The following is a 14,088-nucleotide window of genomic DNA, read 5'->3' as shown; positions in this document are numbered from 1 at the left end:
ATATTCGGGGCAAAAAAAAGCCCCGATGCGGTATCGGGGCGGCTCGGGCTGCGGGGTTGTTACTGCAGGGCGAACTTCTCTATGGCGTAGGCCACGCCGTCTTCCAGGTTGGATTTGGTGACGAAATCCGCCACCTCTTTAACCGAAGGAATGGCGTTATCCATCGCCACGCCAACGCCGGCGTACTCCAGCATGGCGATGTCATTCTCCTGATCGCCAATCGCCATCACCTCATCGGCCGTGATGTTCAGCGCCTCCGCCAGGGACTGCACGCCGGTGCCTTTGGTGACGCGCTTGTTCAGGATCTCAAGGAAGTACGGGGCGCTTTTCAGCACGGTGTACTTCTCGCGTACCGCATCCGGAATGCGGGCGATCGCTTTGTCGAGGATCTCGGGCTCATCAATCATCATCACTTTGAGGAACGCGGTATTCGGGTCCATGTTTTCCGGCTCACAGAACACCAGCGGAATGGTCGCAACAAAAGATTCATGCACGGTGTAGGCGCTGATGTCGCGGTTCGCGGTGTAGAGCGTATTGCGATCGAGCGCGTGGAAATGTGAACCCACCTCGCGGGAGAGCTTCTCCAGGAACAGATAGTCATCGTAGTTCAGCGGCGTTTGCGCCACGGTGCTGCCGTCGCCCGCTTTCTGAACCAGGGCGCCGTTGTAGGTAATGCAGTAGTCGCCCGGCTTATCCATATGCAGCTCTTTGAGGTACGCGTGTACCCCGGCGTAAGGGCGCCCGGTAGTCAGTACCACGTTGATGCCGCGTTCGCGCGCGCTGGCGATAGCCTGTTTAACGGCGGGAGAAATGGTGTGATCGGGCAGCAGTAAGGTGCCGTCCATGTCGATTGCGATAAGTTTGATAGCCATGTGTTCCCCTGCGTAAATGAGTCCTTCCGCATGCTAACGCGAATTTGTTTAAAAAACAGTAGCGGGACAGGAGAGAAAGGGGGATGAAACAGACGCGAGATGTGCCGGTTATTACAGTGTGAGGATGAAGAGGATGACGGCGGGTGCGCGACGCATCCCCCTGACGACAAGACATCATCGCAGAGGGAAGCATGGCGCACCCGCCACAGCGGTTATCAGATATCGATATTCGCCGCTTTCAGGGCGTTTTCTTCGATAAAGGCACGACGCGGTTCAACGGCATCGCCCATCAGCGTGGTGAACAGCTGGTCGGCAGCGATGGCATCCTTCACGGTCACGCGCAGCATACGACGGCTTTCCGGGTCCATGGTGGTTTCCCACAGCTGGTCCGGGTTCATCTCGCCCAGGCCTTTATAGCGCTGGATCGCCAGGCCGCGACGCGACTCTTTCACCAGCCACTCCAGCGCCTGTTCGAAGCTGGCAATTGGCTGACGACGTTCGCCACGTTCGATAAAGGCGTCGTCTTCAATCAGGCCGCGCAGTTTTTCACCCAGCGCGCACAGGCGACGGTATTCCCCGCCCACCACAAACTCCTGATCCAGCACGTAGTCGGTGTCCACGCCGTGCGTACGCACGCGTACCACCGGCTCGAACAGGTTCAGCTCGCTGTTTTCACGCACGTCGTACTTCCACAGGCTGCCGTGCTGCTCGTTTTCGTTCAGCGTGGTGATCAGCGCGGAAATCCAGCGCGTTACCGTCGCTTCGTCGCTCAGGTCTGCTTCGGCGAGGGTCGGCTGATAAATCAGCTCCTTCAGCAGATTACGCGGGTAGCGACGCTCCATGCGGTCAATCATTTTCTGAGTGGCGTTGTACTCGGAGACCAGTTTCTCCAGCGCTTCGCCGGCCAGAGCCGGAGCCGAGGCGTTGGTGTGCAGCGTGGCACCGTCAAGCGCGATAGAGATCTGATACTGATCCATCGCCTCGTCGTCCTTGATGTACTGCTCCTGTTTGCCTTTCTTCACTTTGTACAGCGGCGGCTGCGCGATGTAGACATGGCCGCGCTCAATGATTTCCGGCATCTGACGGTAGAAGAAGGTCAACAGCAGAGTACGGATGTGTGAGCCATCGACGTCCGCATCGGTCATGATGATGATGCTGTGATAGCGCAGCTTGTCCGGGTTGTACTCGTCGCGCCCAATACCGCAGCCCAGCGCGGTGATAAGCGTAGCGACTTCCTGCGAGGCGAGCATTTTGTCAAAGCGCGCTTTCTCGACGTTAAGGATCTTACCTTTCAGCGGCAGAATCGCCTGATTCTTACGGTTACGCCCCTGTTTAGCCGAGCCGCCCGCCGAGTCCCCTTCCACCAGGTAGAGTTCAGAGTGGGCCGGGTCGCGTTCCTGACAGTCCGCCAGTTTGCCCGGCAGGCCGGCCAGATCCAGCGCGCCTTTACGGCGGGTCATCTCACGGGCGCGGCGCGCTGCTTCACGGGCACGCGCGGCATCGATAATTTTACCGACCACGATTTTCGCATCGGTCGGGTTTTCCAGCAGGTATTCGCTCAGTAGTTCGTTCATCTGCTGCTCAACCGCGGATTTCACCTCAGAGGAGACCAGCTTGTCTTTGGTCTGCGAGGAGAATTTCGGATCCGGCACCTTCACGGACACCACGGCAATCAGGCCTTCACGCGCGTCATCGCCGGTGGCGCTGACCTTCGCTTTTTTGCTGTAGCCTTCTTTGTCCATATACGCGTTCAGCGTACGGGTCATCGCGGCGCGGAAGCCCGCCAGGTGCGTACCGCCGTCGCGCTGCGGGATGTTGTTGGTAAAGCAGTAGATGTTTTCCTGAAAACCGTCGTTCCACTGCAGCGCCACTTCGACGCCGATACCGTCTTTCTCGGTCGAGAAATAGAACACCGTCGGATGGATAGGGGTTTTGTTCTTGTTCAGGTACTCCACGAAGGCTTTGATGCCGCCCTCATAATGGAAGTGGTCTTCGCGGCCATCGCGCTTGTCGATAAGACGGATGGAGACGCCGGAGTTCAGGAACGACAGTTCGCGCAGGCGCTTGGCCAGGATGTCGTACTCGAACTCCACCACGTTGGTGAAGGTTTCATGGCTTGGCCAGAAACGCACCTGGGTACCGGTGGCGTCGGTGTCGCCGGTGATGGCCAGCGGTGCCTGCGGCACGCCGTGCACGTAAGTCTGCTGGTGGGTTTTGCCTTCGCGGCGAATCACCAGTTCCAGCTTCTGCGACAGGGCGTTAACCACGGAAACGCCTACCCCGTGCAGACCACCGGACACTTTATAGGAGTTATCATCGAACTTCCCGCCGGCGTGCAGAACGGTCATGATCACTTCCGCCGCTGAAACGCCCTCTTCCGGGTGAATCCCGGTCGGGATACCGCGCCCATCATCCGATACGGACACGGAATTATCAGCGTGAATGGTCACCACGATGTCTTTACAGTGACCGGCGAGCGCTTCGTCGATAGCGTTATCTACCACCTCAAATACCATGTGGTGCAGACCGGTGCCGTCATCCGTGTCGCCGATATACATGCCCGGGCGCTTACGCACCGCATCCAGCCCTTTCAGGACTTTGATACTGGAGGAGTCATAAGAATTCGACATCAACGTTTCTCGCTCATTTATCTTGGGTTAATCCGTTATTTTACCCTTTTCCACGGTGAACATCTTCGAATTTTTGTCCGACATGTCCATCACATGTTCGGCGCTGATCGCGCTGACAAAGACCTGGGATTGCGTGGCTTTTAACCGACTCGCAAGCAGGCCTCGTCGGGCGTCGTCCAGCTCCGAGGCAAAATCATCTATCAAATAAAGGCAGCGCCTTCCGCTTTCGCGAGTAAGGAACTCTCCCTGTGCGAGACGAAGCGCGCACATCAGGAGTTTTAACTGCCCGCGCGACAGGGTGTCTTCCACCGGCGCGCCGTCGGCCCGTATGCGGAAATCCGCTTTATGAGGGCCATGCGCCGTATAGGTTAACATCCGGTCACGTTCGAAGTTTTTTTCCAGTACTTCTCCGTAATCTGCCTCTTTTTCCCAGCCGCGCTGGAAACTGAATGAGAGGGAGAATTCCGGCAAGAACTGCGCGCAGGTGTCCGCCATGTCGGCGGCAATCGCCGCGCTGTAGTCGGCGCGCCAGCGGCTGATCTGCTCCGCCAGCGGCACCAGCTCCTGATCCCAGGGACGCAGCTGCGCGTAGCGCGTCACCTGACGAAGCGCGGCATTTCGCTGCTTCAACAGGCGCTTTAAGTTGCTCCAGGCCATGAAAAAACCCGGCTCGTTGTGAAAGCATCCCCAGTCGAGGAACGCCCTTCTGTATTTGGGGCCGCCGTTGAGCAAAGTAAACCCTTCCGGCGTAATCAGCTGCATCGGCATCAGCAGCGCCAGCTCGGCCACCTTGTGCCCGTCGGTGCCGTCAATACGCACCTTGCTGTCGCCCTGCTTATCTTTGGTGAGACCAATGGCGGTTTCGCGTTCATCAATCTGCAAACGACCGTGCAGAATAAACGCATCCTGTTCATGGCGAATGACCCGGCCAATCTGCAGGCTGCGAAACGCGCGCCCATGGCCCAGCGTGTAGATGGCTTCCAGCACGCTGGTCTTGCCGCTGCCGTTAGCCCCAACGAGAAAGTTAAATCCGGGAGAAAGCGCGAGATCCGCGTTTTCGATATTGCGGAAATCTTTGATGAGTAAACGCGTCAGTGACATTCAATAAGCATTCCAGGGGCGTGGGTGTCGCAGCCAGTTCGTCTACCGCCAGCGCGCAGCAACCGGAGCGTACTGAAGTACGTGAGGATTGCGAGCACTGCCGGGAGGCGAAATGGCAAGTAAACCAGCCCCTTTAAAGACTACAGCCTCATGGGCATGACGACATAGGCTGCGGATGTACTCGCCGCATCTTCAATCTGTACGCTCGACACCGAGTCAGTCAGCAGAATACGCACGTTCTCGCACTTCAGCGCATTAAGCACGTCCAGCACATAGCTGACGTTAAAGCCGATCTCCATCTCCGTTCCTTCATAGGAGACGTCGAGGATCTCTTCCGCTTCTTCCTGCTCCGGGTTGTTCGCCGTGATTTTCAGCTGGTTCTGGCTCACGTAGAGCCGCACGCCGCGGAACTTCTCGTTAGAGAGAATGGCCGCACGGGCAAAGGCCTGCTTGAGAATATCGCAGCCGGCATCCAGATGCTTATCGGGATTCTTCGGCAATACGCGGCGATAATCCGGGAAACGGCCGTCAACCAGCTTCGAGGTGAAGATATAGTCGCCGACGTGGGCGCGGATGTTATTGCTGCCGATCTGCACGCGCAGCGGGTTGTCGCCGCCGTCGAGCATACGCATCAGTTCAATAACGCCTTTACGCGGCACGATCACCGAATGGTTGGGCAGCGTGACGCCAATCGGCATGGAACAGACCGCCAGGCGGTGACCGTCCGTTGCCACGGTACGCAGCTCTTCCCCTTCGGTTTCAAACAGCATGCCGTTGAGGTAATAGCGTACGTCCTGATGCGCCATTGAGAACTGCGTGGCTTCAATCAGGCGCTTCATGGTGGCCTGAGGCAGCGTGAATTCAACGTTGCTCTGCCAGTCGTCCAGATTCGGGAAATCCGCCGCCGGCAGCGTAGAAAGCGAGAAACGGCTGCGCCCGGAACGCACCAGCATACGGTCGCCCTCAAGCTGCACCGCGATTTCCGCCCCTTCCGGCAGGCCGCGACAGATATCAAACAGCTTGCGCGCCGGAACGGTGGTGGCGCCAGGCTCGTGCGGCGACACCAGCGCCACACGGGCAATCATTTCCATTTCCAGATCGGTACCGGTCAGCGACAGCGTGCCGTCATCGACCTTCAGCAGCAGGTTACCGAGGATAGGCAGCGTCGGACGACCGCCCAGCGGGCCGCTGACCTGTTGGAGCGGCTTTAAAAGATGTTCACGTTCTACGGTAAATTTCATAGCGTCACGAAGATAATGTTCTGATTAAATTGGAAAAATCTTCTTTGATGTCGTGGCTCTCTTCACGCAACTGCTCAATTTTACGGCAGGCGTGGAGCACAGTGGTATGGTCGCGCCCCCCAAAAGCATCACCGATTTCCGGCAGGCTATGGTTGGTCAACTCTTTTGCCAGCGCCATCGCCATCTGGCGAGGACGGGCAACGGACCGCGAGCGTCGTTTCGACAGCAAATCCGCCACTTTAATTTTGTAGTACTCGGCCACCGTTTTTTGGATGTTGTCGATGGTGACCAGCTTCTCCTGAAGCGCAAGCAGATCGCGCAGCGCTTCACGTACGAAATCAATGGTAATCGCCCGTCCGGTAAAGTTGGCGTTGGCGATAACGCGGTTCAGCGCCCCTTCCAGCTCTCGCACGTTGGAGCGCAGACGCTTGGCAATAAAGAAGGCCACTTCACCCGGCAGACGAATATCGTTCTCGTCGGCTTTTTTCATCAGGATCGCCACGCGGGTTTCCAGTTCCGGCGGCTCGATCGCCACCGTTAAGCCCCAGCCGAAGCGGGACTTCAGACGATCCTCTACGCCGTTGATCTCTTTCGGATAACGATCCGACGTGAGAATGATCTGCTGATTGCCTTCCAGCAGCGCATTAAAGGTGTGGAAAAACTCTTCCTGGGATCGTTCTTTATTGGCAAAAAACTGGATGTCATCGATCAGCAGCGCGTCGACCGAACGGTAGTAGCGTTTGAATTCTTCAATGGCGTTGTTTTGCAGCGCTTTCACCATGTCCTGGACGAAGCGCTCGGAGTGCATGTACACCACTTTGGCATTGGGCTTGCGCGCCATGATGCCGTTACCGACCGCGTGCAGGAGGTGCGTTTTACCTAACCCCGTGCCGCCATAAAGGAACAGCGGGTTATAGGCACCGCCGGGGTTGTCGGCAACCTGACGAGCCGCCGCGCGCGCCAGCTGGTTCGATTTACCTTCCACGAAGTTATCGAAGTTGTGCTTCTGGTTCACGTTCGAGCGGTATGACGGCTCGGCAGGCGCAGGCATGTTGTCCCAGCTCGGGCGTGCCGGCGCCGAGGGACGGGCGGCCTGCGTCTGCGCCGGTGCGGAGACGTTGCTGTTAACCGGGGTGCGGTGCGGCTGGGTCGCCGGTTTGCTGCCCACTTCAAAGCGCAGCAGCGGCGCATCGGTACCGCAGAAATCGTTCAGCAATCCGTTGATATTATTGAGGTACTTGTCCCTGACCCAATCGAGCACAAAACGGTTTGGCGCGTAAAGGGCCAGCGTGTTATCGCTCAGTTCCGCCTGTAGGGGGCGTATCCACATACTGAATTCTGTGGCTGGTAACTCATCCTGCAATCGGGCAAGACACTGCTGCCAAAGCGAAAGTGACACGGCGGACTCCACTCGAACAAAGTCGACAATTAAAGACGAAGACTGAAACATTCATGATTGTGTGACACACGCCGAAAAGACCACGACTGGGTGGCGTGCGAACCGCTATTTTACGGGCGGTTTTTCTGATGCTGCCTGGGTCCGGCAACGATCAGGGCCGGGGATCATAACGTAAAGCGAGCCAGAGATCTTCTGTTTCTCACAGATTCTTCCCGATTTATCCACAGGAGGATCGGGAAGTGATAAGTGTAAACGATCATTTGTCCGATGCAGCAGGATTCCTGCCATATATTGGAAAATTTCACGATCCCTGCCGCTGTTTTGCGCCGCGGATCGCAGGAAGATCCTGCGCGATCCTTGCGCTTTAAACCGAAGCCCGTATAATTCTCCACCCGGCGCGTTTTGCCGAGGTTTACGGCCTTCCGATCCTGATGAAATATCACCCGTCATGCGGGCGTAAAAGCACGGGAAGTAAGGAAAGTGAATTGACTCCGGAGTGTACAATTATTACAATCCGGCCTCTTTATCATCCACACTGAGGCGTAGTTCTTTCGCTTAGCCGTTCGGACAAACGCACAAGTCAGTGAAATTATTCAAGTTTAGGTAGAAATCGCCATGAAACGCACTTTTCAACCGTCCGTACTGAAGCGCAACCGTTCACACGGCTTCCGTGCTCGTATGGCAACCAAAAATGGTCGTCAGGTTCTGGCACGTCGTCGTGCTAAAGGCCGTTCTCGTCTGACCGTTTCTAAGTAATAAAAGCTAACCCCTGCGTGGTTAAGCTCGCATTTCCCAGGGAGTTACGTTTGTTAACTCCCCATCATTTCACTTTCGTCTTCCAGCAGCCGCAACGGGCTGGCTCGCCGCAAATCACTATTCTCGGCCGCCTTAATTCGCTGGGGCATCCCCGCATCGGTCTTACCGTCGCCAAAAAAAATGTTAAACGTGCACACGAACGCAATCGGATTAAACGTCTGACGCGTGAGAGTTTCCGTTTACGCCAGCATGAACTTCCGTCAATGGATTTTGTGGTGGTGGCGAAGAAGGGGATTGCAGACCTCGATAACCGCGCGTTAATGGAAGTACTGGAAAAGTTATGGCGCCGCCATTGTCGCCAGTCTCGCGACTCCTGATTGGCCTGATCAAGGTCTATCAGCGCCTGATTAGTCCGCTTCTCGGGCCGCATTGCCGCTTCACCCCAACCTGCTCGCACTATGGAATTGAGGCATTACGCAGGTTTGGAGTGATAAAAGGCAGTTGGTTGACAGTGAAACGCGTATTAAAATGCCACCCTTTACACCCGGGTGGAGACGACCCCGTCCCGCCAGGACCTTACGATACCAGAGAACACTAACGATGGATTCGCAACGCAATCTTCTTGTCATCGCTTTGTTGTTCGTGTCTTTCATGATCTGGCAAGCCTGGGAGCAGGATAAAAATCCTCCTCAGACTCAGCAGACCACGCAGACTACGACCACCGCAGCGGGTAGCGCCGCCGACCAGGGCGTACCGGCCAGTGGCCAGGGAAAACTCATTACGGTTAAAACGGACGTCCTCTCCCTTACCATCAACACCCGTGGTGGTGATATTGAGCAGGCGCTGTTAACAGCCTACCCGAAAGAGCTGGGCTCTTCCGAACCGTTCCAGCTGCTGGAAACGACGCCAGGCTTCCTGTATCAGGCGCAAAGCGGCCTGACCGGTCGTGATGGCCCGGACAACCCGGCTAACGGCCCGCGTCCGCTCTACAACGTTGATAAAGATACCTTTGTTATCGCTGATGGCCAGAACGAACTGGCGATCCCGATGACCTATACCGATGCCGCCGGCAACACCTTCACCAAAACCTTCACCCTGAAACGCGGTGAATATGCGGTGAACGTGGGCTACAGCGTCAACAACGCCGGCGCGAAACCGCTGGAAGTGGCGAGCTTCGGTCAGCTTAAGCAGTCCATCAATCTGCCTGCTCATCGCGATACCGGCAGCAGCAACTTTGCGCTGCACACCTTCCGCGGTGCGGCGTACTCCACGCCGGATGAGAAGTACGAGAAATACAAATTCGATACCATCGCCGATAACGAAAACCTGAACATCAACGCCAGCAACGGCTGGGTTGCGATGCTTCAGCAGTACTTCGCTACCGCATGGGTTCCGCATACTGAAGGCGTTAACAACTTCTATACCGCGAACCTGGGTAACGGCGTTGCAGCCATCGGGTATAAATCTTCACCGGTACTGGTGCAGCCAGGTCAGACCGGCGCGCTGAACAGCACCCTGTGGGTTGGCCCGGAAATTCAGGACAAAATGGCGCAGGTTGCTCCGCACCTTGACCTGACCGTTGACTACGGCTGGCTGTGGTTTATCTCTCAGCCGCTGTTCAAGCTGCTGAAGTGGATCCATAGCTTCCTGGGCAACTGGGGCTTCTCCATCATCGTGATCACCTTCATCGTGCGTGGCGTGATGTACCCGCTGACCAAAGCGCAGTACACCTCCATGGCGAAAATGCGCCTGCTGCAGCCGAAGATTCAGGCGATGCGCGAGCGTATGGGTGATGACAAGCAGCGTATGAGCCAGGAGATGATGGCGCTCTATAAAGCAGAGAAAGTGAACCCGCTGGGTGGTTGCTTCCCGCTGCTGATTCAGATGCCGATCTTCCTTGCGCTCTACTATATGCTGATGGGCTCGGTTGAACTGCGTCATGCGCCGTTCGCCCTGTGGATCCACGACCTTTCCGCGCAGGACCCGTACTACATCCTGCCGATCCTGATGGGCGTGACCATGTTCTTCATCCAGAAGATGTCACCGACTACCGTGACTGACCCGATGCAGCAGAAGATCATGACCTTTATGCCGGTCATCTTCACGGTCTTCTTCCTGTGGTTCCCGTCAGGCCTGGTGCTGTACTATATCGTCAGCAACCTGGTGACCATCCTTCAGCAGCAGCTGATTTACCGTGGTCTGGAAAAACGTGGTTTGCATAGCCGTGAGAAGAAAAGCTCCTGATACGCTTTATTCTTTAAGCTGAGACAAGGCGGTCAATTGACCGCCTTGTTTGTTTTTGTTGTTCGTCCGGTGAAAACACCGCGCAACCGAAGAGACAATAATGAACCCAAACGACACCATCATCGCCCAAGCCACCCCGCCGGGACGCGGTGGGGTGGGCATTCTGCGTATTTCCGGCCTGAAAGCCCGCGAGGTCGCGCAGGCGGTGCTTGGCAAGCTGCCAAAGCCGCGCTACGCAGAGTATTTGCCGTTTAACGACGCCGACGGTACGGCGCTGGATCAGGGGATTGCGCTGTGGTTCCCCGGCCCGAACTCCTTTACCGGCGAAGACGTGCTGGAACTCCAGGGCCACGGCGGCCCGGTGATCCTCGATCTGCTGCTCAGACGTATTCTGACCCTGCCGGGCGTGCGCATCGCCAGGCCCGGCGAGTTCTCCGAGCGCGCCTTCCTCAACGACAAGCTCGATCTGGCCCAGGCCGAAGCAATTGCCGACCTGATTGACGCCAGCTCCGAGCAGGCGGCACGCTCGGCGCTCAACTCGTTGCAGGGGGCGTTCTCCGCCAGGGTGAACCATCTTGTGGAAGCACTCACTCACCTGCGAATCTACGTCGAAGCGGCAATCGACTTCCCGGATGAGGAGATCGACTTCCTCTCCGACGGCAAAATCGAAGCGCAGCTTAACGCGGTGATGGGCGATCTCGACGCGGTGCGCGCCGAAGCGCGTCAGGGCAGCCTGCTGCGTGAAGGCATGAAAGTGGTGATCGCCGGGCGTCCTAACGCCGGGAAATCCAGCCTGCTTAACGCGCTGGCAGGCCGCGAAGCGGCGATTGTGACCGATATTGCCGGTACCACCCGCGACGTGCTGCGCGAGCATATTCACATCGACGGCATGCCGCTGCACATCATTGATACCGCTGGACTGCGCGAAGCCAGCGACGAAGTAGAGCGCATCGGTATCGAACGTGCGTGGAATGAGATCGAGCAGGCCGACCGCGTACTGTTTATGGTAGACGGCACCACCACCCGCGCCGTTGACCCGGCAGAGATCTGGCCGGACTTTATCGCGCGTCTGCCGGTGAAGCTGCCGATTACCGTGGTGCGTAACAAAGCGGACGTCACCGGTGAGCCCCTTGGGCTGAGCGAAGTAAATGGTCACTCACTGATTCGCCTGTCTGCGCGTACCGGCGAGGGCGTTGACGTGCTGCGTAGCCATCTGAAAAGCAGCATGGGCTTCGACACCAATATGGAAGGCGGCTTCCTGGCGCGCCGTCGCCATCTTCAGGCGCTGGAACAGGCCGCTACGCACCTTGAACAGGGCAAAGCGCAGCTGCTGGGTGCCTGGGCAGGCGAGCTGCTGGCAGAGGAGCTGCGGCTGGCGCAGCAGAGCCTGAGTGAGATCACCGGGGAATTCACCTCGGACGATCTGCTTGGCCGCATCTTCTCCAGCTTCTGTATCGGTAAGTAATCACTCACGAACTGCTCCGCCTCCGGCGGGGCATCCGGAGGATGAACGATGACGCACGAAACGCTGGACGCACGCTATCAGCACACCTCTCATCAGACCCAGGTCCTGTGGCGTGCGCAGCCTGGCGTGGGCGATGTGATGACGCAGGACTATTACGATACCGGGACGCTGGCGCCGGTGACGGGCATTCAGCCCCGCCCTGGCCCGGCCATTGAGCGGCTGCTGGCGGATATCAATGCGCTGGCAGGCGACGATCCGCTTGCCGACGCGATGCCCGCCAACGGGTTGCACTTTACCTTTCTGCCCGTCATGCTGCCGCGCTATCGCCCCTCGGAGCAGCCAGAACACCTCGCGTTGCTCACCCGCCTGTGGCGTGAATACTGTGCGGGGCATCCGTTAACCCTCTCCCGCCTGCGGCTGGTGGCGCTGCCCTCTCAGCTGCTGCTGGCCGGCATTCCGGATGCGCACAGCCTGCACCAGCGCGCTGCGTTTGCTCAGGCCTTGCTGGAAACCCCGTTCAGGGACGATCTGCTGGCACGTCATGCCACCACGCCGCTGCCGGCACCCTTCTGGCACAGCACGCTGCTGCGCTATCGTGCGCAGCGCCTGCCCGCGCGTTTCCAGCGTTATTTCGCTGACCACCAGCAGCAGGACTACGGCAGCGTCAGCGCGCCCGTTACGCTGGTGATGGCTAACTACAACTGGACCCAGGTCCAGGAGATTGCCTCCTGATAGCGAGCCTTATAACCGGTGGCAGCGCCGTTATCGCCTTCTCATCCCGGGCGCGGTGCGCCCTGCCGTTGCGAACAGGCACCGGATATATAGGTGATCAATTTTTGTTCGCAATTTATAATTAAAGAATATATATAATAGCGTTTTGTAAAGCTGGCCTTCGGGTCTTCCCTTCGCGGGCTTTCCGCATTAAAACAGGCAGTGGTTGCGTGGTTAGCCAGCAACCAGGGTTTTCATCTATCACGTAAAGGCACCCTTTCACCGTCCATTATCACGGAGCGACAAATGGCAACGCATTTTGCACGCGGGATTATTAACGGCGGACATCTCGACTCGTCCCGGCTGTCGGCAGTAAACCTGATGCAGGCTGAACAGATGCCCGGACATCGGCGCGCCCGTTTTCTGGCCTCGCGCTCGCTGCTGGCCGAGCTGATGTTTATGCTTTACGGCATTCACGAACTGCCGGAAATTGTCGTTGCGGAAAACGGGCGTCCGGCCTTTAGCGATACGTCACTGGCGGATTTCTCGATCGCCTATGCCGGGAATATGGTCGGCGTGGCGATTACCACCGACGGGCGCTGCGGTCTGGACATGGAGCTTCAGCACGCCACCCGTAACTTCCATCATCCGCAGTCCCACCGCGATCATCACTTTCCCAGCAATGAAACTATCTGGATCAACAACCAGAGCGATCCGCACGAAGCGGGCGCCCAGTTGATCACCCTGCGTCAGAGCGTACTGAAGCTGTGCGGGCGCTGTAATGACGATACCCGCTCGCTACAGCTGCTTCCCGGTTCAGGCCGCCTGCGTCTTGCGGGTGAGCCGGAGGTTGAGGCGCTGTGCGACGCCGAGGAAATTTTAATCTGGGCGGTTGCGGTTACCCCCGCCATCGAGCACATTACGCTGTGGGAATACGATACGCAGACGGGCTGGCGCAGCCTCAGCGATGAGTTAAAGCAGCGTAAGCCTGCGGATACACGCATCATGCGCTTCACCAGCCTGCCGCCGGAAAAGGCGCTTATCGCTAACTGACTATCACCGACCCATCAGGACACTCTCTATGGCCGAAAGCATGAACGTTGTGACGTTACTGGGGAGCCTGCGCAAAGGCTCGTTTAACGCAATGGTAGCCAACACGCTGCCGAAAATCGCGCCGGAAGGCATGAGCGTATCGGCGCTGCCGTCGATCCGCGATATTCCGATTTACGATGCAGATATCCAGCAGGAAGAGGGTTTTCCGGCGGCGGTGGAAGCGATTGCCGCGCAGATCCGCGCAGCAGATGGGGTGGTGATCGTCACACCGGAATACAACTACTCGGTGCCCGGCGGCCTGAAGAACGCCATTGACTGGCTGTCACGCCTGCCGGATCAGCCGCTGGCGGGCAAGCCGGTGCTGATTCAGACCAGTTCAATGGGTGCCATTGGCGGGGCGCGCTGCCAGTATCATCTGCGCCAGATCCTGGTGTTCCTCGACGCCATGGTGATGAACAAACCGGAGTTTATGGGCGGCGTGATCCAGAATAAAGTCGATCCGCAGACCGGCGAAGTTGTCGACCAAAGCACCCTCGACCACCTCACCGGTCAGCTCACCGCGTTCGGCAAATACATTCAGCGTGTGAAGGCATAAAAAAAGCCAGTCAACAGACTG

General features: G+C 57.6%; 13 protein-coding genes. 8 read left to right on the top strand and 5 right to left on the bottom strand.

Annotation, left to right across the window (positions count from 1 at the left end; genetic code table 11):
* Positions 1-59 precede the first annotated feature (59 nt).
* From yidA to dnaA, 5 genes are all read right to left on the bottom strand, one after another.
* A complete protein-coding gene (gene yidA, locus DW58_RS18195; protein ID WP_024548490.1) occupies positions 60-872 on the bottom strand; it encodes a sugar-phosphatase in 813 nt (270 codons plus the stop codon).
* Positions 873-1,087: 215 nt separating this feature from the next.
* Positions 1,088-3,502: a DNA topoisomerase (ATP-hydrolyzing) subunit B gene (gyrB, locus tag DW58_RS18190; RefSeq protein ID WP_024548489.1), complete on the bottom strand. Its 2,415-nt coding sequence runs from the start codon at positions 3,500-3,502 to the stop codon at positions 1,088-1,090.
* A 27-nt stretch (positions 3,503-3,529) separates the two neighbouring features.
* The gene (gene recF, locus DW58_RS18185) at positions 3,530-4,603 is read right to left on the bottom strand and encodes a DNA replication/repair protein RecF (protein WP_024548488.1); all 1,074 of its coding nucleotides are present in this window, start codon (positions 4,601-4,603) and stop codon (positions 3,530-3,532) included.
* A gap of 140 nt (positions 4,604-4,743) precedes the next feature.
* Positions 4,744-5,844, bottom strand: a complete 1,101-nt coding sequence (dnaN, locus tag DW58_RS18180; protein ID WP_024548487.1) for a DNA polymerase III subunit beta — start codon at positions 5,842-5,844, stop codon at positions 4,744-4,746.
* Positions 5,845-5,848: 4 nt separating this feature from the next.
* The gene (dnaA, locus tag DW58_RS18175; protein ID WP_024548486.1) at positions 5,849-7,243 is read right to left on the bottom strand and encodes a chromosomal replication initiator protein DnaA; all 1,395 of its coding nucleotides are present in this window, start codon (positions 7,241-7,243) and stop codon (positions 5,849-5,851) included.
* A 615-nt stretch (positions 7,244-7,858) separates the two neighbouring features.
* Here dnaA and rpmH point away from each other — a divergent pair.
* From rpmH to DW58_RS18145, 8 genes are all read left to right on the top strand, one after another.
* Complete coding sequence (rpmH, locus tag DW58_RS20475; RefSeq protein ID WP_003849659.1) at positions 7,859-7,999, top strand: 50S ribosomal protein L34; 141 nt, start codon at positions 7,859-7,861, stop codon at positions 7,997-7,999.
* A gap of 17 nt (positions 8,000-8,016) precedes the next feature.
* The gene (rnpA, locus tag DW58_RS18170; protein ID WP_024548485.1) at positions 8,017-8,376 is read left to right on the top strand and encodes a ribonuclease P protein component; all 360 of its coding nucleotides are present in this window, start codon (positions 8,017-8,019) and stop codon (positions 8,374-8,376) included.
* On the top strand, positions 8,340-8,597 hold the full coding sequence (yidD, locus tag DW58_RS20470; RefSeq protein ID WP_071789239.1) for a membrane protein insertion efficiency factor YidD: 258 nt from the start codon (positions 8,340-8,342) through the stop codon (positions 8,595-8,597). The genes rnpA and yidD overlap by 37 nt, the downstream gene beginning before the upstream one ends.
* 2 nt (positions 8,598-8,599) lie before the next feature.
* Positions 8,600-10,243, top strand: a complete 1,644-nt coding sequence (gene yidC, locus DW58_RS18165) for a membrane protein insertase YidC (protein ID WP_024548484.1) — start codon at positions 8,600-8,602, stop codon at positions 10,241-10,243.
* 100 nt (positions 10,244-10,343) lie between these two features.
* Entirely contained in the window at positions 10,344-11,708 is a 1,365-nt protein-coding gene (mnmE, locus tag DW58_RS18160; protein WP_024548483.1) for a tRNA uridine-5-carboxymethylaminomethyl(34) synthesis GTPase MnmE, read from the top strand.
* A gap of 48 nt (positions 11,709-11,756) precedes the next feature.
* Positions 11,757-12,440: a hypothetical protein gene (locus DW58_RS18155; RefSeq protein ID WP_029593230.1), complete on the top strand. Its 684-nt coding sequence runs from the start codon at positions 11,757-11,759 to the stop codon at positions 12,438-12,440.
* Positions 12,441-12,725: 285 nt separating this feature from the next.
* Positions 12,726-13,472: a 4'-phosphopantetheinyl transferase family protein gene (locus DW58_RS18150; RefSeq protein WP_024548481.1), complete on the top strand. Its 747-nt coding sequence runs from the start codon at positions 12,726-12,728 to the stop codon at positions 13,470-13,472.
* Positions 13,473-13,500: 28 nt separating this feature from the next.
* Positions 13,501-14,067, top strand: coding sequence for an NADPH-dependent FMN reductase (locus DW58_RS18145; RefSeq protein WP_024548480.1), 567 nt, complete (start codon positions 13,501-13,503; stop codon positions 14,065-14,067).
* Positions 14,068-14,088: the final 21 nt, after the last annotated feature.

The organism is Siccibacter turicensis LMG 23730 (genome assembly GCF_000463155.2).
In the GTDB taxonomy this organism is placed as follows: domain Bacteria; phylum Pseudomonadota; class Gammaproteobacteria; order Enterobacterales; family Enterobacteriaceae; genus Siccibacter; species Siccibacter turicensis.
The sequence above is the reverse complement of the archived record's forward strand: the minus strand, read 5'-3'. Positions and strand labels throughout refer to the sequence as shown.